This is a genomic window from Stenotrophomonas sp. SMYL8 (genome assembly GCF_036320065.1).
Taxonomy (GTDB): Bacteria; Pseudomonadota; Gammaproteobacteria; order Xanthomonadales; family Xanthomonadaceae; genus Stenotrophomonas; species Stenotrophomonas maltophilia_A.
The window spans coordinates 270,299-290,982 of the sequence record NZ_JAWIRR010000001.1 but is presented as its reverse complement, the minus strand read 5'-3'; the positions used below and the strand labels follow the sequence as shown (position 1 = coordinate 290,982).

General features: G+C 67.2%; 14 protein-coding genes. 9 read left to right on the top strand and 5 right to left on the bottom strand.

All coding sequences use genetic code 11. The features are described 5' to 3' along the window. The first annotated feature begins 168 nt into the window (after nucleotides 1-168). The 9 genes from V3B25_RS01455 (at nucleotide 169) to V3B25_RS01415 (ending at nucleotide 12,027) form a co-directional block, all read left to right on the top strand. On the top strand, nucleotides 169-825 hold the full coding sequence (locus V3B25_RS01455; RefSeq protein WP_154264974.1) for a glutathione S-transferase family protein: 657 nt from the start codon (nucleotides 169-171) through the stop codon (nucleotides 823-825). 78 nt (nucleotides 826-903) lie between these two features. Next, complete coding sequence (locus tag V3B25_RS01450) at nucleotides 904-3,183, top strand: thiamine pyrophosphate-dependent enzyme (protein WP_132810478.1); 2,280 nt, start codon at nucleotides 904-906, stop codon at nucleotides 3,181-3,183. Nucleotides 3,184-3,186: 3 nt separating this feature from the next. Then, nucleotides 3,187-5,130, top strand: coding sequence for an asparagine synthase (glutamine-hydrolyzing) (asnB, locus tag V3B25_RS01445; RefSeq protein WP_032129635.1), 1,944 nt, complete (start codon nucleotides 3,187-3,189; stop codon nucleotides 5,128-5,130). Nucleotides 5,131-5,196: 66 nt separating this feature from the next. After that, complete coding sequence (locus V3B25_RS01440; protein WP_329809881.1) at nucleotides 5,197-5,757, top strand: NAD(P)H-dependent oxidoreductase; 561 nt, start codon at nucleotides 5,197-5,199, stop codon at nucleotides 5,755-5,757. 211 nt (nucleotides 5,758-5,968) lie between these two features. Further along, complete coding sequence (locus V3B25_RS01435; protein WP_010486827.1) at nucleotides 5,969-7,399, top strand: replicative DNA helicase; 1,431 nt, start codon at nucleotides 5,969-5,971, stop codon at nucleotides 7,397-7,399. Between the two features lie 173 nt (nucleotides 7,400-7,572). Then, nucleotides 7,573-9,816: a TonB-dependent receptor gene (locus tag V3B25_RS01430; protein WP_121505103.1), complete on the top strand. Its 2,244-nt coding sequence runs from the start codon at nucleotides 7,573-7,575 to the stop codon at nucleotides 9,814-9,816. Then, nucleotides 9,816-11,405, top strand: a complete 1,590-nt coding sequence (locus V3B25_RS01425; protein WP_329809880.1) for an alkaline phosphatase D family protein — start codon at nucleotides 9,816-9,818, stop codon at nucleotides 11,403-11,405. Before V3B25_RS01430 ends, V3B25_RS01425 begins: the two co-directional genes overlap by 1 nt. A gap of 167 nt (nucleotides 11,406-11,572) precedes the next feature. Next, the gene (locus V3B25_RS01420) at nucleotides 11,573-11,785 is read left to right on the top strand and encodes a hypothetical protein (RefSeq protein WP_010486834.1); all 213 of its coding nucleotides are present in this window, start codon (nucleotides 11,573-11,575) and stop codon (nucleotides 11,783-11,785) included. Continuing rightward, nucleotides 11,782-12,027 (top strand): hypothetical protein, encoded by a 246-nt coding sequence (locus V3B25_RS01415; protein ID WP_049420905.1) that lies wholly within the window; start codon nucleotides 11,782-11,784, stop codon nucleotides 12,025-12,027. Before V3B25_RS01420 ends, V3B25_RS01415 begins: the two co-directional genes overlap by 4 nt. Nucleotides 12,028-12,176: 149 nt before the next feature. Here the strand turns inward: V3B25_RS01415 and lpdA are convergent, their stop codons facing one another. The 5 genes from lpdA to V3B25_RS01390 form a co-directional block, all read right to left on the bottom strand. Further along, nucleotides 12,177-13,613, bottom strand: coding sequence for a dihydrolipoyl dehydrogenase (gene lpdA / locus V3B25_RS01410; RefSeq protein WP_008264626.1), 1,437 nt, complete (start codon nucleotides 13,611-13,613; stop codon nucleotides 12,177-12,179). Between the two features lie 63 nt (nucleotides 13,614-13,676). Beyond that, nucleotides 13,677-14,879, bottom strand: coding sequence for a dihydrolipoyllysine-residue succinyltransferase (gene sucB / locus V3B25_RS01405; RefSeq protein WP_049420906.1), 1,203 nt, complete (start codon nucleotides 14,877-14,879; stop codon nucleotides 13,677-13,679). A gap of 40 nt (nucleotides 14,880-14,919) precedes the next feature. Beyond that, nucleotides 14,920-17,751, bottom strand: coding sequence for a 2-oxoglutarate dehydrogenase E1 component (locus V3B25_RS01400; RefSeq protein ID WP_032129626.1), 2,832 nt, complete (start codon nucleotides 17,749-17,751; stop codon nucleotides 14,920-14,922). 186 nt (nucleotides 17,752-17,937) lie between these two features. Beyond that, nucleotides 17,938-18,834: a GNAT family N-acetyltransferase gene (locus V3B25_RS01395; RefSeq protein ID WP_049420908.1), complete on the bottom strand. Its 897-nt coding sequence runs from the start codon at nucleotides 18,832-18,834 to the stop codon at nucleotides 17,938-17,940. 9 nt (nucleotides 18,835-18,843) lie between these two features. Beyond that, nucleotides 18,844-20,256 (bottom strand): cupin domain-containing protein, encoded by a 1,413-nt coding sequence (locus V3B25_RS01390; RefSeq protein ID WP_329809879.1) that lies wholly within the window; start codon nucleotides 20,254-20,256, stop codon nucleotides 18,844-18,846. Nucleotides 20,257-20,684: the final 428 nt, after the last annotated feature.

Below are 20,684 nucleotides of genomic sequence, written 5' to 3'. Positions count from 1 at the left end.
CGGCCGGCCCCCGCCGCGCGCGCCCCCGGGGGGGCGCCCCCCCCGGCCGCCCGCCCCCCCCCCCCCCCCCACTACCGTGTTGCCATGCTGCACCCGCGCTTGGCATTCATCGGCGCGCTTGCCAGACTGCACGCAGCTGGCCGCCGGCCGGATCCGATGGAGCAGGCGATGGTGGAAGAGCGCGTCCCGTTGACGGTGCATGGCATGTCGGTCTCGGGTAATTGCCACAAGGTGCGCCTGCTGCTGGAGCAGCTCGGCAGCCGCTACCGCTGGGTGGAAGTGGACAGTGCCCATGGCCAGACCCACACCCCCGAATTCCTGGCGTTGAATCCGAATGCCAAGGTGCCGCTGATCGTCCGCGACGATGGCCGCGTGCTGACCGAATCCAACGCGATCCTGTTCTGGCTGGCCGAGGGCACGCCGTACCTGCCCAGCGATGGCTGGGAGCGCGCGCAGGCGTTGAGCTGGATGTTCTTCGAGCAATACACGCACGAGCCGTGCGTGGCGGTGGCGCGCTTCATCCGTGGCTGGACCCCCGCTGATTCACCGCGCCGCGCCGAACTGCCGCGCCTGCACGAGCGCGCCGCCACCGCGCTGGCGGTGATGGAGCAGCATCTGCGCCAGGCGCAATGGTTCACCGGCAACGGATATGGCATCGCCGATATCGCGCTGTTTGCCTATACCGACGTGGCGGGAGAGGGCGGTATCAGCCTGGAGCCATTCCCGGAAGTGCGTGGCTGGCTGCAGCGCGTGCGTGAACAACCGCGCTTCCTGCCGATGCCGGCCGTGACCGCCGAGGTGCGCGCTCGCTTCGAGGCTGCGTGACTCTCACCAGGGTGACCCCCACAGGGTAGCGTCTGGCCAGCGCCGGGCGGAATGCAACAACGACACGGAGGGTGTTCGATGTTCGCTGTGGTTCCAGATCCGATTCCCGCACGCATGCGCGTGCTCAACCGCGCCGAAGTGTGCGACGTCAACTTTCTCGATGCGGTGCGTGGCTGGCGTGGAACCCCGCGTCCGCGCCCGGCGCCGGATGCGCCGATCCTGCCGGGCAGTACGCTCACTGCCGCAGCGTTTGGCGAACTGTTCGATTCGCAGCTGGCCAGCCGCCAGCTGGACCTGATGGCACGCGTGCTGCGCGTGCAGAACAAGGTCTTCTACACCATCGGTTCCTCCGGCCACGAGGGCAACGCGCTGCTGGCGCGGGCCTGCCGGCATACCGATCCAGCCTTTCTGCACTATCGCTCCGGTGCCTTCATGGCCGAGCGTTCGCGCCAGGTGCCGGGCATCGATCCGCTACGCGATGCCGCGCTGTCTTTCGCCGCCAGCGCCGATGACCCGGCCAGCGGGGGCCGCCACAAGGTGTGGGGCAGCAAACCGTTGTGGGTGCTGCCGCAGACCTCGACCATCGCGTCGCACCTGCCGAAAGCGCTGGGCACCGCGCTGGCCATCGAGAGCGGCAAGCGCCTGGGGCAGCCGTTGCCGATCCCGGCCGACAGCATCGTGCTGTGCTCGTTCGGCGACGCCTCGGCCAACCATGCCACCGCGCAGACCGCGTTCAACACCGCGATGTGGTCGGCCTACCAGAAGCTGCCGGCGCCGATCCTGTTCGTCTGCGAGGACAACGGGCTGGGCATTTCAGTGAAGACGCCGGAAGGCTGGATTGCCGAGCGCTTCAGCCGCCAGCCGGGGCTCGACTATTTCTTCGCTGATGGTCTCGACCTGGCCACCGGGCACGCCCAGGTGCAGGCGGCGGTGGAGCACTGCCGGCGCACGCGGCGGCCCACCTTCCTGCATCTGCGCACCACCCGCCTGATGGGCCACGCCGGCACCGATTTCGAGGTGGAATGGCGCGCGCTGCCGGAGCTGTGCGCGGCCGAGGCGCAGGATCCGCTGCTGCGCTCGGCGCAGATCGCGATGGAGTCGGGCTGGATGGATGCGGCTGCCATCGAAGTGGCTTACGAGACGATGCGTGCGCGCTGCATGGCCGCGGCGGCGGATGCCGAAGGCCGCCCGACGCTGCAGTCGCTGCAGGAGGTGATGGCGCCGCTGGCGCCGTACACGCCGGCGGCGGTGCAGGCCGAGGCGCGGCGCGAGGTGCCCGCCGATGCGCGCGAAGCGCTGTATGGCGGTGCGGAGGCCCTGCCTGAGCGGCAGGCACCTCGGCACCTCGCCATCCAGATCAACCATGGGCTGCAGGAACTGCTGGCGAAGTATCCGCAGAGCCTGCTGTTCGGCGAGGACGTCGCGCAGAAGGGCGGTGTCTATACCGTCACCAAGGATCTGCTGCGCCGCTTCGGCCCACGCCGGGTGTTCAACACCCTGCTGGACGAGACCATGATCCTGGGCATGGCGCAGGGCCTGGCCAACATGGGCATGCTGCCGATTCCGGAGATCCAGTACCTGGCCTACCTGCACAACGCCATCGACCAGGTGCGCGGCGAAGCGTGCTCGCTGCAGTTCTTCTCCAATGACCAGTACCGCAACCCGATGCTGGTTCGGGTGGCCGGGCTGGGCTACCAGAAAGGCTTCGGTGGCCACTTCCACAACGACAATTCGATCACCGCGCTGCGCGACATTCCCGGCCTGGTGGTCGGTTGCCCGTCGCGCGGCGACGATGCGGTGATGATGCTGCGCACGTTGGCCGCGCTGGCGCGGGTGGACGGGCGGGTGGCGGTGTTCCTGGAGCCGATCGCGCTGTATATGAGCAAGGACCTGCATGCGCCGGGCGATGGCCAGTGGCTGTTCGACTACCCGGCCCAGGGCCAGGCGCTGGTACCGGGCGAGGGCCGGGTCTATGCGCCGGAGGCGGGCGACCTGGTGGTCTACACCTATGGCAACGGCGTGCCGATGGCGCTGCGCGCGGCGCGGGCGATCGAGCAGCAGCTGGGCTGGCAGGTGCGGGTGGTCGACCTGCGCTGGCTGGTGCCGCTGGATGCCGGTTTCATCGCCGCGCAAGCCGCCAGCGCCCGGCGCGTGCTGGTTCTGGATGAGGGCCGCCACAGTGGCGGGGTGGGCGAGGGCGTGGTCACCGCCCTGGTCGAGGCCGGTTTCGGCCACCTGCCATTGCGCCGGGTCTGCGGTGCCGATACCTATACGCCGCTGGCGGGGGCAGCAATGTTCGGGCTTCCAAGCGACAATGCGGTGATTGGCGCCGCCCTTGAACTGGCGCAGGAACCTTGATGCATGTGTGGATTGGCGGGAATGTTGTTGCCGGCGCCGGTGGCGTCGGCCGAGGTGCTGCAGGCGCAGGTCCTGGCCATGGGCGAGGCGCTGCACCACCGCGGGCCGGATGATGGCGGCAGCTGGGTCGATGCCGGGGCCGGCATCGCGCTGGCGCACCGTCGGCTGAGCATTCTCGACCTGTCGCCGCTGGGCCACCAGCCGATGGCCTCGTCCGATGGTCGCTACGTGATGGCTTACAACGGCGAGGTCTACAACTTCGCCGCCCTGCGTGCCGAACTGGAGCCGCTGGGGCATGTTTTCCGTGGCCACTCCGACACCGAGGTGCTGCTGGCAGCGATCCTGCAGTGGGGCATGGAAGACACCCTGCAGCGCTGCAACGGCATGTTCGCCATTGCGCTGTGGGACCGCCAGGAGCAGTGCCTGTGGCTGGCCCGCGACCGCGTTGGCAAGAAGCCGCTGTACTACGGCTGGGCCGGCGACACGCTGGTGTTCGGTTCGGAACTGAAGGCGCTGTGGCAGCACCCGGCCTTCGACAACGACATCGACCGTGACGCCCTGACCCTGCTGCTGCGGCTGGATTACATTCCGGCGCCGCACAGCATCCACCAGCGCTGCTACAAATTGATGCCCGGGCGCGTGCTGCGCCTGGATGCGGAAGCCGTGGCGGCGGGTGCGGCCGCGCACCGGCCGGAACAGGCGCAGCGCCCGTACTGGGATGCGCGTGCGCGCATGCAGGCGGCGCTGGCTGCGCCGTTCCAGGGCCGCATCGAGGAAGCCGAGGAGCAGCTGGACGGGCTGCTGCGTGACGCGGTGGCGCTGCGCATGGTGGCCGACGTGCCGGTGGGCGTGTTCCTGTCCGGCGGCACTGATTCGTCGCTGGTGGCCGCGCTGATGCAGGCACAAAGTGGCCAGCCGGTGCACAGCTTCAGCATCGGGTTCACCGGTTCGGGTCACGACGAGGCGCCGCTGGCCAAGGAACTGGCCGCGCATCTGGGCTGCGACCACACTGAACTCTACGTCAGCGGTGCCGATGCGTTGGCGGTGGTGCCGCAGTTGCCGGCGATGTTCGACGAACCCTTCGCCGATGCCTCGCAGGTGCCGACCGCGCTGGTCGCCCGCCTGGCGCGGCAGGGCGTGACCGTGGCGCTGTCCGGCGATGGTGGCGACGAGCTGTTCTTCGGCTATACCCGCTATGTACGCGCGCTGCGCAACTGGCAGATGCTGGGCCGTGTGCCGGGGCCGCTGCGGCGCTGGATGGGCGCGCGCTCCCAGCAGCAGGGCGAGGCCTCGCGTACCGGCGGCCTGGCCGCGCTGTTGGCAGAATCCGGCGCGCGTGGCATCGGTGACGTGTACCGCAACCGCATCTCGCGCTGGCGCGACCCGGCGGCGGCAGTGCCCGGGGCGCAGGCCGCGGGCAGCTTCTACGACCTGGCCGACCCGTTGCACGGTGCCGGCACACCGGCCGATGCGATGATGCTGGCCGATTACGTGACCTACCTGCCGGATGACCTGCTGTGCAAGGTCGACCGCACCTCGATGGCGGTCAGCCTGGAAGCCCGCGCACCGCTGTTGGATTCTCGCGTGGCCGAGTTCGCCTGGTCGCTGCCGCTGGGCTTCAAGCGCAGTGAAACCACCAGCAAGGTGCTGCTCAAGCGCGTGCTGGGCCGCTATGTACCGCAGTCGATGGTGCACCGGCCCAAGCGTGGTTTCGGCGCGCCGGTCAGTGACTGGCTGAAGGGCGACCTGCGGCCGTGGGCCGAAGATCTGCTGCAGCCCGCGCGGCTGGAGCAGGAGGGCGTGCTGTCGGCGGCCGCGGTACAGCCGCTGTGGCAGCAGTTCCTCGGCGGCCAGCGCAAGTGGCATACCCATCTGTGGAACGTGCTGATGTTCCAGGCCTGGCAGGCGCATTGGCGGCAGGTGCGCGCGGGCGTGACCGGCGGCTGATCTTCACCGGCCTGCAAGGGCCCGGCGACTAGGCTGGGCCTCCCGCACCGTGAGGAGTATGTCCCGATGTCCGTCCCCACCATCGCCGTGTTCGTCGGCAGCCTGCGCAAGGATTCCTGCAACCGCAAACTGGCCCATGCGCTGGAGAAGATTGCCGGCGACCGTGCGCGCTTCCAGTACGTGCAGATCGGTGATCTGCCGCTGTACGACCAGGACTTCGATGGCCACTATCCGGCGCAGGGTACCCGGCTGAAGGACCAGGTCCGTGCCGCCGATGCGGTGCTGTTCGTGACCCCGGAATACAACCGGTCGGTGCCGGGCGTGCTGAAGAACGCCATCGATATCGGCTCGCGCCCCTACGGTGACAGCACGTTTGCCGGCAAACCGGCGGCGGTGATCGGCGCCTCCATCGGCCAGATCGGCACCGCCGTGGCCCAGCAGCACCTGCGCAACAGCCTGGCCTTCCTGGACATGCACGTGCTCGGCCAGCCCGAGGCGTTCATTCATTTCAAGGACGGCCTGATCGATGCCGATGGCACGGTCCACAATGAAGGCACGCAGAAATTCCTGCAGGGCTACGTGGACCGGTTCCTGGCGCTGATCGCGGTTCACGTCAAGGGCGATTGACGCAGCGGTTGCCAGCCCCATCTGCGATAATGTCCGCTCGGGTGCCGCAATGGCGCCCGTCGCAGGCAGTGCGACGCTCCCATGCCAGTCTGGCCAGGCACCGGCGGATATCCCCCGTTTCTCCACGGCTTATCCACAGGCTTGTCCATGGCCGCCGGGGTCGGCGCATGCCTACACTCGTCCGGCCCACTTTCGCAGGAAACACCGCAGCATGTCCGCTCGCCCCGGCTTCCGTTCCAACCGCAGAGAGCGCGGTGATGGCTTCGATCGCGATCGCGACGAGTCGCGCATCGACCAGTTGCGGGTACCGCCCCATTCGGTGGAAGCCGAGCAGGCGGTGCTGGGTGGCCTGATGCTGGCCCCTGAGGCCTATGACCGGGTCAATGACCAGCTGACCGAAGGCGATTTCTACCGCCGCGACCACCAGATGATCTATCGCGCGATCCGTGAGCTGTCCGAGCGCGAGCGGCCGTTCGATGCGGTGACCCTGGGCGAGTGGTTCGAATCGCAGGGCAAGATGGAACTGGTGGGCGATGGTGCCTATCTGATCGAACTGGCCAGTACCACCCCGTCGGCGGCCAACATCGTGGCCTACGCCGAGATCGTGCGTGACAAGGCGGTGCTGCGGCAGCTGATCCAGGTGGGTACCGACATCGTCAACGACGGTTTCCAGCCCGAGGGACGCGAGAGCAGCGAACTGCTGGCCTCGGCGGAAAAGAGCGTGTTCGCCATCGCCGAACAGGGCGCACGCGGCCGTACCGATTTCGTGGCGATGCCCGGTGCATTGAAGGATGCCTTCGAAGAGCTGCGCAGCCGCTTCGAGAACGGCGGCAACATCACCGGCCTGCCGACCGGCTACAACGATTTCGATGCGATGACCTCCGGCCTGCAGCCGACCGACCTGATCATCCTTGCCGCGCGCCCGGCCATGGGCAAGACCACCTTCGCACTGAACATCGCCGAGTACGCGGCGATCAAGTCGAAGAAGGGCGTGGCGGTGTTCTCGATGGAAATGTCGGCATCGCAGCTGGCGATGCGCCTGATTTCCTCCAACGGCCGCATCAACGCGCAGCGCCTGCGTACCGGCCAGCTGGAAGACGAGGACTGGAGCCGTGTCACCAGCGCGATCAAGATGCTGAAGGAAACCAAGATCTTCATCGACGACACGCCTGGCGTGTCGCCGGAAGTGCTGCGTTCCAAGTGCCGCCGCCTCAAGCGCGAGCATGATCTGGGCCTGGTGGTGATCGACTACCTGCAGCTGATGAGCGTGCCGGGCAACAGCGAAAACCGCGCGACCGAAATCTCGGAGATCTCGCGTTCGCTGAAGGGCCTGGCCAAGGAGCTGCACGTGCCGGTGATCGCGCTGTCGCAGCTCAACCGCTCGCTGGAAACGCGTACCGACAAGCGCCCGGTGATGGCCGATCTTCGCGAATCGGGCGCAATCGAGCAGGATGCGGACATGATCGTCTTCATCTACCGCGATGATTACTACAACAAGGAAAATTCGCCGGACAAGGGCCTGGCCGAGATCATCATCGGCAAGCACCGTGGCGGCCCGACCGGGTCGTGCAAGCTGAAGTTCTTCGGCGAGTACACCCGCTTCGACAACCTGGCCCACGACTCGGTCGGTTCATTCGAATAACCGTAGTGCCGGCCGCTGGCCGGCAACCACCCCACGGCCGGCAAACCATTCGAAACGCCAAACGTCCGTATGTGGCGTGTAAATGACATGTAACGCGACGCTTTTACGATTCCGCCGCTGCTGCCCTTCGACGCCGCCCTTCGGCGTCCAGCGTGCCCAAGGAATCCGCCCCCATGCCGTCCCACGCTCCGCTTCGCCGCAATCTGCTGGCCCTGCTGGTCTGTGCTTCGCTGCCGTCGCTGGCTGCCGCTGAAACCGCCCCCGCCACCGACGCACAGTCGGCCACCACCCTCGATTCGGTCTCGGTGATCGGCCGCGGTGAAGCGCGCCAGGTGCAGCGCGTGACCGCCGAGGACATGAAGGTGCTGCCGCCGGGTGCCAATCCGCTGAAGCTGCTTGCAACCAAGCCGGGCGTGCATTTCGAATCGGCCGATGCCACCGGCGCCTACGAATGGTCCACCACCATCAGCCTGCGTGGCTTCAACCAGAACCGCCTGGGCTACACCCTCGATGGCATCCCGCTGGGCAACATGGCCTATGGCAACAGCAACGGCCTGCACATCAGCCGCGCGGTGATCAGCGAGAACCTGGGTGGTGCGGAGGTCTCCACCGGCATCGGCGCACTGGGTACACCGTCCACCAGCAACCTTGGCGGCGTGTTCCAGTTCTACTCGATCGATCCGTCCACCGAGTATGGGGTCGTGCTGGCACAGAGCTTTGGTAGTGACAGCGCGCGCCGCAGCTATGCACGCCTCGATACCGGCGAGCACCAGGGCTTTGCCGCCTACCTGTCCGGCGTGTATTCGGAAGGTGACAAGTGGAAGGGCAAGGGCTCGCAGGAGCTGAAGCAGTTCAACGGCAAGGCCACCTACAACTTCGGAACGGACAGCAGGATCACCGCGCTGTTCAACGCCTCGCGCCGCGTCGAGGCCGATTACCAGGATCTGTCGCTGGAAATGATCGATCGCCTCGGCTGGGACTGGGACAACTACGCGCCGGACTGGGATCGCGCCGTCGCCGCCGCACGCGGCAAGTTCAGCGGCGGCGTCAACAGCCCGTGGGATGCGTACTACTCCGGCCACGGCCTGCGCAATGATGACCTGTCCAGCATTGCCGGCGATTTCGGCCTGAACGAGTCGATGCGCTTGAAGGTCAACGTCTACAACCACAGCAACCGTGGCCAGGGCCACTGGTTCAGCCCGTCCAATCCGTCGAACCCGGGCACCAGCCGCGAGATTCCGATCTCGATCCGCACCACCGAGTACGCGATCGACCGTACCGGCGTGACCTCGGCGTTCACCTGGAACGTCGGTGGCCACGAACTGGAAGCCGGCCTCTGGTACGAGGACAACGGCCACAGCGTGCAGCGCAACTTCTACTACATCGACGGCCCGATCACCGACGACTTCTTCCTGCGCAACCCGGACCAGCGCGTGTGGCACCAGCGCTACACCACCATCACCCGCCAGTTCTACGTGCAGGACCGCTTCCGCCTGTTCGATGATCGCCTGACCATCGACATCGGCGCGAAGTCGCCGCACACCCGTACCAGCGTGCGCACGCCGCTGGGCAGCTATGCCAACAACAGCAGCCTGACCTCGAAGAAGGGCCTGCTGCCGCAGGCCGGCTTCAACTTCAAGCTCAACGAAGGCAACGAGATCTTCGGTTCGTTCGCCAAAAACGTCGCCGCCTATGCGCTGGGCGTGGGTAGTCCGTTCAATGTGCCGCAGGCCGCCTTCGATGCCAGCGCGAAGAACCTGAAGCCGGAACAGTCGCGCACCATCGAGCTGGGTTGGCGTGGCTACGGCCGCGGCTATGAAGCCTCGGTGGCGGTGTACGACGTCAAGTTCGACAACCGCCTGCTGGCCATCGCGCAGTGCGTGGGCATCCTCGGTTGCCCGGCACTGTTCTCCAACGTCGGTTCTGTGACCAGCCGCGGCGCCGAGGCGACCCTGCAGCTGAAGCCGATGCAGGACCTGACCTGGTCCAATGCGCTGTCCTGGAATGACAGCACCTACGACAACGACTACGTGAACAACGGCGTGGTGCCGACCCGCGGCAAGACGACCGTCGACACCCCGGAATGGATGTTCGCCAGCACCCTGGCGTGGACCCCGGGCCCGTGGGACCTGCGCCTGGCCGCCAACCATGTCGGCAAGCGCTACGTGACCTATACCAACGATGTGTCGGTGCCGAGCTACTGGCTGGTCAACGCCTCGGCGGCCTATGACTTCGGCAAGCTCGGCCCGGCGCAGAACCTGACCGTAGCGCTGAACCTGACCAACCTGACCGACAAGCGCTACCTGTCCTCGATCAACACCAATGGCACCTACGCCGCTGACCCGACCCGCAGCCTGGCGACCATGCAGGTCGGCGCGCCGCGCCAGGTGATGGCCACCGCTACCGTGCGCTTCTGATGCGCGGGCCTGTCGATCCGGAAAGCCGCCGTCGCCTGCTGCGCATGGCGTGGCAGGGCACGGGGGCGGCGATCGCGCTGGCGGCGATGCCGGGGTTGGCCACGGCCGGCCCACGGCCGCGGCTGGGGCGCGATCCGTTCACCCTCGGTGTCGCCGCCGGTGATCCGGATCCACAGGGGGCCGTATTGTGGACGCGGCTGGCACCGGACCCGCTCAATGGCGGCGGCATGCCGTCGCGGGCGGTGCCGGTGCGCTGGTTCGTGGCCGAGGACCCGGGCATGCGCCGGCTGGTGCAGCGGGGGACTGCGGCCGCGGTGCCCGAGCTGGCGCATTCGGTGCACGTGGAGGTCAACGGCCTGCGCCCAGGCCGCGACTACTACTACCGTTTCGCCTGCGACGGCGACGAGGGAAGCGCGGTCGGCCACTTCCGCACCGCGCCGCCGCTGGACACGCAACTGCAGCAGCTTCGGTTGGCCCTGTGCACATGCCAGGCCTGGAACAGCGGCTACTACCCGGTCCTGCGCGATATCGCGCAGAGCGATGTCGACCTGGTGCTGCATGCCGGTGACTACCTGTACGAATACAGCCCGCTGCAGAACGCGCGCGGCCGCACACTGGACGCCGAGCGTTTCAGCGGCGAGACCGTCAGCCTGGAGCGCTACCGCGACCAGTACGCGCTGTACAAGCTCGATCCGGATCTGCAGGCTGCGCACGCCGCGCATGCGTTCGCGGTGATCTGGGATGACCACGAGGTGCAGAACGACTACTCCGGCGTCCACCCGGAAAAGCCCGGCGTATCAACGGAGGACTTCGTCATCCGCCGCGCCGCCGCCTACCGCGCGTTCTACGAGCATCTGCCGATGCGCAGCACACCTGCGGGCAACGGCGGCCTGCGCGTGCATCGGCGCCTGCGCTACGGCGATCTGGCACAGCTGACCCTGCTCGATTGCCGCCAGTTCCGCCCGGCCAATCCCTGTGGCGTGGGCGAGTCGCCACGCTGCGATGCTGCACTGGACCCGCGCGTGAGCATGCTCGGCACGGGCCAGGAGGCGTGGTTCGCGCAGTCGATGGCGGCCGCGCAGGGCACGCGGTGGAACGTGGTGGTGCAGCAGTTGCTGATGGCGCAGCTGCGGCTGGACGGTGGGACGCCACGCGAGCGCTTCTGGAATGACGCCTGGGATGGCTATCCCGCCGCACGCAAACGGTTGCTGCAGGTGATGCAGGCCGGCGGGCAGGGCAATGCCATCGTGCTCGGTGGTGACTGGCATTCCACCTTCGTCAACGACCTGAAGCTGGACTTCGATGCCGCCAGTGCGCCGGTCGTGGCCACCGAATTCATCGCCCCGGCGATCAGCAGTGGCGGCGACGACACGCCCTATGGCCCGTACTACGGTCCGTCGATTCCGCAGAACCCGCACATCCGCTATTTCGACGGCGACCGCCGTGGCTGGTGGAAGCTGCAGCTGAACCGGCAGACCCTGGATGCGGAGCTGCGCTTCGCCGACAGCGTGCTGCGTGCGGATGCGACGGTTCGCACCGCGGCGCGCTTCCAGGTGACCCACGGCCGCCCGGGCGCAGTCCCGGTGTGAATCCATTCGGTAGTGCCGGCCGCTGGCCGGCAACCTGATCAATCTCCGGTTTCCCCACCACCGGTTTCATCGCCCCCAGCCCGGTTTCGTCGCAAACCGTTTGCCGGCGGTGGGGCGCGGCGCCAAGGTGTCCGAAGGCGGCAAGGTGCCGCCACAAGGAGACCGTGATGAAGACCCTGTTCGCGCTCGGTGTGTGGTGCCTGCTGTTCGTGCTGTGCTGGCCGCTGGCGATCCTCGCCCTGATCGCCTGGCCGTTCGTGTGGCTGCTGAGCCTGCCGTTCCGCCTGGTCGGCATCACCTTCTCGGCCCTGTTCGCGTTCCTGCGCGCGCTGTTCATGCTGCCGGCGCGCCTGCTCGGTGGCCGGGCGGTGGCTGCATGAGGACGGTGTTGCTGGTGGGTCTGGTCCTGCTTGCGGGTCCGGTACTGGCCACACCGGTGCCGCCGTCCGCATGGCTGGAACGCCAGCAGGCCGCCGCTGCCGATGAGGCGGATGCTGCAGCGGCCAAGGCGGTCAAACCCAAGGAGCGCTGCCGGGTGGTGAAGGAGTGGAAGGGCGGTGAAACCGTGGTCCAGCACCGCATCTGTGACGATCCGCCGAAGAAGCCGGCTGGAAAGGTGTAGCGCCGAGCCGATGCTCGGCTGCTTTTCCCGGGATAGCCGAGCGTGGGCTCGGCTCTACATCATCAACGCCAACAAAAAACCCCGCCGAGGCGGGGTTCTTTGTTTGCAGGCGCGTGCCGACCAACGGTCGGCACCTACCCGGATGCAGATCAGTTCGCCTTGTGGATGGCGCGCTTGCTGACCGCCATTGCTGCGTCGTGGATCACTTCCGACAGCGACGGGTGGGCGTGGCAGATGCGGGCCAGGTCATCGGCCGAGCCGCTGAACTCCATGGTCAGCACGCCTTCGTGCACCAGCTCGGAGACGTTGGCGCCGACCAGGTGCATGCCGAGGATGCGATCGGTTTCGGCATGGGCCAGGATCTTCACGAAGCCTGCCGGCTCGATCATCGCCACGGCGCGACCGTTGGCGGCGAACGGGAAGCTGCCAGCCTTGTACGGAATGCCTTCGGCCTTCAGCTGGGCTTCGGTCTTGCCGACCCAGGCCAGTTCCGGCTCGGTGTAGATGACCCACGGGATGGTGTCGAAGTTGACGTGGCCCGGCAGGCCGGCGATCAGCTCAGCCACCGCGATGCCTTCCTCGAAGCCCTTGTGCGCCAGCATCGGGCCGCGCACGCAGTCGCCGACCGCCCACACGCCGTTGACGCCGGTGTGGCAGTGCGCATCGACTTCGATCTGGCCGCGCTCGTTGATCTTGACGCCGGTGCCTTCGGCCAGCAGGCCCTTGGTGGCGGCGCGACGGCCAACGGCCACCAGCAGCTTGTCCACGGTCAGGGTCTTTTCGCCTTCGCTGTCGGTGTAGGTGACAACGACTTCCTTCTTCTTGCCCTTGCCGGTGATCTCGGTCTTGGAGACCTTGGCGCCGAGGCGGATGTCCAGGCCCTGCTTCTTGAATTCCTTGGCAGCGGTCTTGGCCACTTCGGCGTCGGCCACGGCCAGGAACTCCGGCAGTGCTTCCAGGATGGTGACTTCAGCGCCCAGGCGCTTCCACACGCTGCCCAGTTCCAGGCCGATCACACCGGCGCCGATCACCGCCAGGCGGTTCGGCACTTCGGTGAAGTCCAGGCCGCCGACGTTGTCGACGATGGTCTCGCCGTCGAACTTGGCGAACGGCAGTTCGATCGAATCCGAACCGGCCGCGATGATGACGTTGGTGCCCTTCAGCTCGACGATGGAACCGTCATGCTGGGTGACCTTGACCACGTTGCCCGGCTGCAGCTCGCCAAAACCATAATAGGCGGCCACCTTGTTGGCCTTGAACAGCATGCCGATGCCGCCGGTGAACTGCTTGACGATCTTGTCCTTGCGGCCAACCATCGCCTCGACGTCGATCTTGGCATCCTTGAAGCTGATGCCGTGGTCGCCAAAGATGTGGCCCATATTCCAGAACTGGCGCGAGGAATCCAGCAGCGCCTTGGACGGGATGCAGCCCACGCGCAGGCAGGTGCCGCCCAGTGCCGGCTTGCCGTCCTTGCCCAGCGCTGCGTCGATGCAGGCGGTCTTCAGGCCCAGCTGGGCCGCGCGGATGGCAGCGTGGTAACCGGCCGGGCCGGCACCGATGACGACGACGTCGAATTGTTCAGCCATTGAATTATTCCTTGATGCATTACCAGAACCCCTCCGCGCAGGCGCGGAGGGGCGGGAGGTGTCTTACAGGCCGAACAGCATGCGGCCCGGGTTTTCCAGCTGGTTCTTGATGTCCACCAGGAACTGCACCGAATCCTTGCCGTCGATGATGCGGTGGTCGTACGACAGCGCCAGGTACATCATCGGCGCGATCACGACCTGGCCGTTCTGGGCGATCGGACGTTCCTTGATGGCATGCATGCCCAGGATGGCGCTCTGCGGCGGGTTGATGATCGGGGTCGACAGCAGCGAACCGAAGGTGCCGCCGTTGGTCACGGTGAAGGTGCCGCCCTGCAGTTCTTCCAGGCCCAGCTTGCCGTCACGGGCCTTCTTGGCGTAGTCGGCGATGGTCTTCTCGATGTCGGCGAACGACATGCGCTCGACGTTGCGCAGGACCGGCGTGACCAGGCCCTTTTCGGTCGACACCGCGATCGAGATGTCCGAGTAGCCGTGGTAGATGATGTCGTCGCCGTCGATCGAGGCGTTGACCAGCGGGAAGCGCTGCAGCGCGTTGGCAGCGGCCTTCACGAAGAAGCTCATGAAGCCCAGCTTGATGCCGTGTGCCTTGACGAACTCGTCCTGCAGTTCCTTGCGCGCCGCCGAGACCTTGGACAGGTCGACTTCGTTGAAGGTGGTCAGCATGGCGGTGGAGTTCTTCGACTCCATCAGGCGCTCGGCGATGCGCTTGCGGATGCGGGTCATCGGCACGCGCTCTTCCGGACGTGCGCCACCGGCCTTGCCGGCGCCGCCGTTGCGGGCGAAGTTGACGATGTCTTCCTTGGTTACCGCGCCGCGACGGCCGGTGCCGTCGACGTCGGCCGGGTTCACGCCTTCAGTGATGGCGGTGAAGCGGGCGCCCGGCGGCAGCGCGTCGGCAGCCGACTTGGCAGCCGGGGCCGGGGCAGCGGCTGCGGCCGGCGCAGCGGCGGCCGGGGCCGCAGCGGCAGCCGGAGCGGCTTCAGCAGCCGGGGCCGGGGCAGCTGCGACGGCGCCTTCCTCGATGATCGCCACGACCTGGCTGGAGGTCACGGTCGAACCTTCGGCAAACTTGATTTCCTTGAGCACGCCGTCGACCGGCGACGGCACTTCCAGGACGACCTTGTCGGTTTCCAGGTCAAGCAGGTTTTCGTCGCGCTTGACGGCGTCGCCCACCTTCTTGTGCCAGGTGGCGATGGTGCCGTCGGCGACGGATTCGGGCAGTACCGGGGCTTTGACTTCGGTGGCCATTGCGGGAGCTTCCTGGTTTGTCTTCTAAATAGGGGGAGGATTATTCAGCGAACGTGTCGTTGAACGGGTTGACCAGTGCATCGGCGACCAGCTGCTGCTGTTCGCGGACATGGTCAGCCATGTGACCGGCAGCCGGCGAAGCCGAACGTGCGCGACCGGCGTAGTGCAGGTTCTGGCCATCGGCCAGGCAGAACTGCAGGTGGTGGCGGATCTGGTACCACGCACCCTGGTTCTGCGGTTCTTCCTGCGTCCACACCACGTCGGTGGCCTTGCCGTACTTCTTCAGTTCGGCAGCCAGCAGCGCACGCGGGAACGGGTACAGCTGCTCCACGCGGATGATCGCCACGTCGTCCTGGCCACGCTTGGTCTGGTCTTCCAGCAGGTCGTAGTAGACCTTGCCCGAGCACAGCACCACGCGCTTGACCTTCTTGGCGTCCGCGTTGGCGTCGCCGATCAGGTGCTGGAACTCGCCGTTGGCCAGTTCGTCCAGGGTCGATACGGCCAGCTTGTGGCGCAGCAGCGACTTCGGCGACATCACCACCAGCGGCTTGCGGGTAGTCAGGTGCTGCTGGCGACGCAGCATGTGGAAGGCCTGCGCCGGGGTCGACGGCACCACCACCAGCATGTTCTCCAGTGCGCACAGCTGCAGGAAGCGCTCCAGGCGCGCCGAGCTGTGTTCCGGGCCCTGACCTTCATAGCCATGCGGCAGCAGCAGGGTCAGGCCGGAGATGCGGCCCCACTTGGCTTCACCGGCGGCGATGAACTGGTCGATGACGACCTGGGCACCGTTGGCGAAGTCGCCGAACTGGCCTTCCCAGATGCACAGCGTGTTCGGATCGGTGGTGGAGAAGCCGTACTCGTAGGCCATCACCGCTTCTTCGCTCAGCAGCGAATCGATGACGGTGGCCTTCTCCGGCGAATCCACCAGCTGCCGCAGCGGCATGTAGTAGTTGTCGGTCTTCTGGTCGTGCAGGATCGCGTGGCGGTGCGTGAACGTACCGCGGCCCACGTCCTGGCCGACCAGGCGCAGGGCACTGCCTTCGTCGAGCAGGGTGGCGTAGGCCAGGTTCTCGGCAAAGCCCCAGTCGCCCGGGATCTCGCCAGCGGCCATCTTGCGGCGGTCGTCGTAGACCTTGGCCACGCGCGAGTGCAGCTGCACTTCGTCCGGAATGGTGTTGATCAGCTTGGCCAGCTCGACCAGCTTGTTCTTCTCGACCTTGGTCGAGATCGGGTCGGACAGCTTGCCTTCCAGCAGCTTCGGCCAATCGACGAACAGCGGGCTGGTCGGCGGGGTCTTCTCGACCTTGGCCAGCTCGGTGGTCACTTCACCGGCATCCAGCTTCTCGCGGTAAGCATCGACCATCGCCTTGCCGGCACCGGCGGCGATCACGCCCGCCTTTTCCAGCTGCTCGGCGTACATCTCGCGGGTGGTGGCGTGCTTGCGGATCACCTGGTACATCAGCGGCTGGGTGATCGCCGGTTCGTCGGCCTCGTTGTGGCCCCAGCGGCGGTAGCACATCAGGTCGATGACCACGTCCTTGGCGAACTTCTGGCGGAACTCGAAGGCCAGCTGCGCGGCGAACACAACGGCTTCCGGATCATCGCCGTTCACGTGCAGCACCGGGGCGGCGATCATCTTCGCCACGTCGGTGGCATAGCGCGTGGAACGCGTATCCAGCGGGTTGGAGGTGGTGAAGCCGACCTGGTTGTTGACCACGATGTGCACGGTGCCGCCGACGGCGAAGCCGCGGGCCTGCGACATCTGGAACAGTTCCATGACCACGCCCTGGCCGGAGAAGGCCGCGTCGCCGTGGATCAGGATGGGCATGACCTGCTTGCGCGCGGTGTCCTTGCGGCGCTCCTGGCGCGAACGCACGGAACCGGCCACGACCGGGTCGGCGATTTCCAGGTGCGACGGGTTGAACGCCAGCGCCAGGTGCACCGGGCCGCCGTCGGTAGCCACGTCGGCGGAGAAGCCCATGTGGTACTTCACGTCGCCGGCAGAAGCGTGCTCATCGTGCTCGAACTTGCCTTCGAACTCGTCGAACAGCTTGCGCGGGTTCTTGCCGAGGGTGTTGACCAGCACGTTCAGGCGGCCGCGGTGGGCCATGCCGATCACCACGTCCTTGACGCCATCCTTGCCGGCGCTGCGGATGATGGTGTCCATCATCGGGATCAGCGAGTCGCCGCCTTCCAGCGAGAAGCGCTTCTGGCCGACGTACTTGGTGTGCAGGTAGCGCTCCAGGCCTTCAGCTGCGGTCAGGCGCTCCAGGGTGCGGCGCTGGGTATCAGCGTCCAGCTGGTAGTTGCCACCGGCCAGTTCCAGCTTCTTGTAGATCCACTGGCGCTGCTCGACCTCGGAGATGTGCATGAACTCCGCACCGATCGAGCCGGTGTAGGTCGCCTTCAGGCGTGCCAGCAGGTCGCGCAGCTTCATGCGCGGCTGGCCACCGACGCCGCCGGTGCTGAACTCGCTGTTGAGGTCGCCATCGGACAGGCTGTGGAACGGCAGGCCCAGGTCCGGGGTGTTGACCGGTGCGGCCAGGCCCAGCGGATCGAGGCGGGCGTCCAGGTGGCCGCGCGAACGGTAGGCAGTGATCAGACGACCGACATTGCGCTCGCGCTCGTCGCCTGCACCATTGCCGGTACCGGCCTTCAGCGCATCCTTGGCCGCGTCCGCAATGTGGGAGATGACGGCCGAGTGCGGAATGTCACCTGCTTCACGGCCCTTGAAGCCGTCGAAGTAGGTTTTCCATTTGGGATCGACACTATCCGGGGAGACCAGGTACTGCTCGTACAGGTCCTCGACATAGGAGGCGTTGCCGCCGGCGAGTTGCGAAGATTGCGCAAACTGCTTCAGTTGATTGTCCACGATGGAGGGTGTTGATTCGCTTTGTGGGGTATGGCTTCAGAAGGACCCGGCAGGAAGATGAATAGCCCTGCGCGGGCGCGTTCAAACAGCCAAATTGTACCCCCAACCGGACACGAAGGGGCACCACCAGAGGTATCGCGCGTCCCCCGGTGCCGGTTCCAGACAGGTTGAGTCAGCCCGCTCCGCTCAGATGCCGAGCGCGCGCAGTTCGCTGCAATCACGCGAACGGTCCCAGACGCGCTGCAATTGCTGCTCGAACGGCTGCGAACGTGCCGGCAGCGCGATGCCGGCTTCGCCGTCGAGGCGATGGCCGATCAGACGAAAGTAGAAGTCGCCCGCATCGTTGAGCAGACAGGCCGAGGCCAGCGCACGGTCGACCGGGTCGGTGACCTCGCGGAACTGGATCACGCTGGGCAGGCGCTGGGCCAGCGCCAGCAGCGGCGCCCCGCTAGATGCGATCGCGGCGGCGTCGTGCACGATCACCCGCAGCTGCTTGTCGTGGCGGGCGGTGACGAAGCGGCGCAGGGCGGCCTGTATCGGGGGCGCATCGAGCAGCCCGGGGTCCAGCTGGCGGCTGTGCAGCCACAGCTGCCGACGGGCGCGGTGGATGATGGCCGTGGTGATGGCCACCGCCTCGGCGCGGCTGTCGATGGCGCTGGCCGCGCCCAGCCGGCGGCGCATCTGCTGGTGGCCGATGCCGGCCTCCTCGAACACCTCGCCTTCGGGCAGGAAACCCTGGCGGGCATAGAAGTCACGGGCGGGCAGCTGGGCGTGCAGATGCAGCTCGGCCAGGCCGAGCCGGCGCCCGGCCTCCACCAGTGCTTCCAGCAGGGCCCCGCCGACCCCGAGGCTGCGATGGCTGGCCAGCACCGCCATGCGGCCGATGCGGCCATCCGGGGCCAGCCGGCCCGTGCCGACCGGCTGGTTGTCACTGTCCAGCGCCAGCACATGGGCACTGACCGGGTCCAGCGCATCGCGTTCCAGCTCGGCGGCGATGCCCTGTTCCTGCACGAACACGCGTTGGCGCACCTCGTGGATGGCTGCGTGGGCATCGGCGTGGCTGACCTGCTGGACCCGGATCATGGCGATGGCTCAGGCCCGGCCGGCGCTGTCGTCTTCCTCGTCGTCCTCGAAGTTGACGATGACCTCGATGCCGTCGTCGTGCACGGTCACGGAGTGGACATCGTCGGACACCGCGTCAGCGTCGATCGCATCCACGCGGTCGCGGCCTTCGACGACCTCGCCGAGCACCATGGCATCCTCGCCGTCTTCCTCGTCTTCGGCCTCGTATACCTCGTTCGGGTCGATCAGCTGGAACACCCCGCCGACCAGCAGTTGCTGGACCACGGCACGGCCCTTGTCGGACAGGCCGCGATAGGCGGCGGCGTCGAGTTGCTCGGCACCGGCCAGGCGCTGCGCGTCCTTCACCGGCAGCGCGAAGTCCTGGCCGCTGACATACAGGCTGGCGCCACGCTTGGCCCGGCGCCAGGCCAGGCGAGCCCACGGGTGGCGCTGCAGCAGCAGGCCCGAGGCCAGGGCCTGGACCACTTCTTCCTGTGCCGGTGCGGCCTGGTGGGCCATCACTTCGCCGGCGGCGCGGTAGGTGGTGATGAAGCGGCCAAACCAGTCACCCAGCTTGTCCGGGTCGTTCATGCGGATGGCGTTGAGCGCGGTGATCACCCGCGCCATCGCCACTGTGTCGATTTCGTTCGGGTCGGCCGGCACCTTCAGGTCGGCATCCTGGTAGCGGATGTTCTCGTCGGCATCGGCGATCAGGGTGTCCAGGTAGTCGCTGATCAGCTCGGCCGAAGACGGCGCGCGCATGCCGAACGAGAATGTCAGGCAGGGATCTTCGGCGACGCCGTGGTGCGGCACGTTCGGCGGCAGGTACAGCATGTCGCCCGGCGCCAGCACCCAGTCGTGGGTCGGCTTGAACACCTTCAGCAGCTTCAGCTCCACGTCGGGGCGGAAGCCCAGCGGCGGCTGCTTGCCCTTGATCGATTCGCTGGCATCGATCTGCCAGCGGCGATGGCCATGGGCCTGCAGCAGGAACACGTCGTACTGGTCGACATGGGCGCCGACCGAGCCGCCGGTGGCGGCGAAGCTGATCATCACGTCATCCATGCGCCAACGCGGCAGGAAGCTGAAGTGCTCGATCAGGGCGCGTACGTCCGGGTCCCACTTGTCCACGTCCTGTACCAGCAGGGTCCAGTCGTGGTCGGGCAGGGCGGGGAACACGTCTTCCTGGAATGGACCGGTGCGCACGCGCCAGCCGTCCTGGGTCTTGTCGTGCTCGATCAGGCGTGCCAGCACGCCTTCCTCGCAGGCCAGCCCGGCCAGGTCTTCCGGCTGCACCGGGGTCTGGAAGTTGGGGAAGGCGTTGCGGATCAGCAGCGGGCGTTTCTGCCAGAAGTCGCGCAGGAAGGTGGCCGGCGCCATGCCCAGCGGCTGGCCGGGGCGGGCGGTGACTTCGATGAGGGGGGCGGAGGACTTGCGGGCAGCCATGGGGGAATCCTTGCAGCGGAAAGCGGGAGGGGCGGCGCGGCGGGCCGCCTGAGATCTCCATTGTCCGCCGTTCGCCGGGATTGCGCACGTGCGCGGGTTTGTCGCGGGGTGTCCGGCCAACGGCGGAGCCCCTCGTGGCGGGGTGGTTGGTCGCGCAAAGCGCCGGCTTCCTGGGCTGGGGCGGGGGGGGGGGGGGGGGGGGGGGGCGCGGGGCCCCCCCGGGGGGGGGGGGGGGGCGGCCCGGCGTCGCGCGGGGGGGGGGGCGCCCCGGCCCCCCCCCCCCGCCCCCCCCGCCCCCCCCCCCCCCCCCCCCCCCGGCCCCTGACAGTTTCCTGCGCGGCCCGCCACGGAATGGAAGAAGAAAAAGCAAGGCAAAAGCGGGTCGCGCGCTGCGCTTGCTCATCCCAAAACAAAAGAGGGACGCGGCG

What these genes read in the sequence shown, in the direction of transcription:
- V3B25_RS01455 (WP_154264974.1), top strand. Translation starts at nt 169, where the DNA reads ATGGTGGAAGAGCGCGTCCCGTTGACGGTGCATGGCATGTCGGTCTCG.
- V3B25_RS01450 (WP_132810478.1), top strand. Translation starts at nt 904, where the DNA reads ATGTTCGCTGTGGTTCCAGATCCGATTCCCGCACGCATGCGCGTGCTC.
- asnB (WP_032129635.1), top strand. Translation starts at nt 3,187, where the DNA reads ATGTGTGGATTGGCGGGAATGTTGTTGCCGGCGCCGGTGGCGTCGGCC.
- V3B25_RS01440 (WP_329809881.1), top strand. Translation starts at nt 5,197, where the DNA reads ATGTCCGTCCCCACCATCGCCGTGTTCGTCGGCAGCCTGCGCAAGGAT.
- V3B25_RS01435 (WP_010486827.1), top strand. Translation starts at nt 5,969, where the DNA reads ATGTCCGCTCGCCCCGGCTTCCGTTCCAACCGCAGAGAGCGCGGTGAT.
- V3B25_RS01430 (WP_121505103.1), top strand. Translation starts at nt 7,573, where the DNA reads ATGCCGTCCCACGCTCCGCTTCGCCGCAATCTGCTGGCCCTGCTGGTC.
- V3B25_RS01425 (WP_329809880.1), top strand. Translation starts at nt 9,816, where the DNA reads ATGCGCGGGCCTGTCGATCCGGAAAGCCGCCGTCGCCTGCTGCGCATG.
- V3B25_RS01420 (WP_010486834.1), top strand. Translation starts at nt 11,573, where the DNA reads ATGAAGACCCTGTTCGCGCTCGGTGTGTGGTGCCTGCTGTTCGTGCTG.
- V3B25_RS01415 (WP_049420905.1), top strand. Translation starts at nt 11,782, where the DNA reads ATGAGGACGGTGTTGCTGGTGGGTCTGGTCCTGCTTGCGGGTCCGGTA.
- lpdA (WP_008264626.1), bottom strand. Translation starts at nt 13,613, where the DNA reads ATGGCTGAACAATTCGACGTCGTCGTCATCGGTGCCGGCCCGGCCGGT.
- sucB (WP_049420906.1), bottom strand. Translation starts at nt 14,879, where the DNA reads ATGGCCACCGAAGTCAAAGCCCCGGTACTGCCCGAATCCGTCGCCGAC.
- V3B25_RS01395 (WP_049420908.1), bottom strand. Translation starts at nt 18,834, where the DNA reads ATGATCCGGGTCCAGCAGGTCAGCCACGCCGATGCCCACGCAGCCATC.
- V3B25_RS01390 (WP_329809879.1), bottom strand. Translation starts at nt 20,256, where the DNA reads ATGGCTGCCCGCAAGTCCTCCGCCCCCCTCATCGAAGTCACCGCCCGC.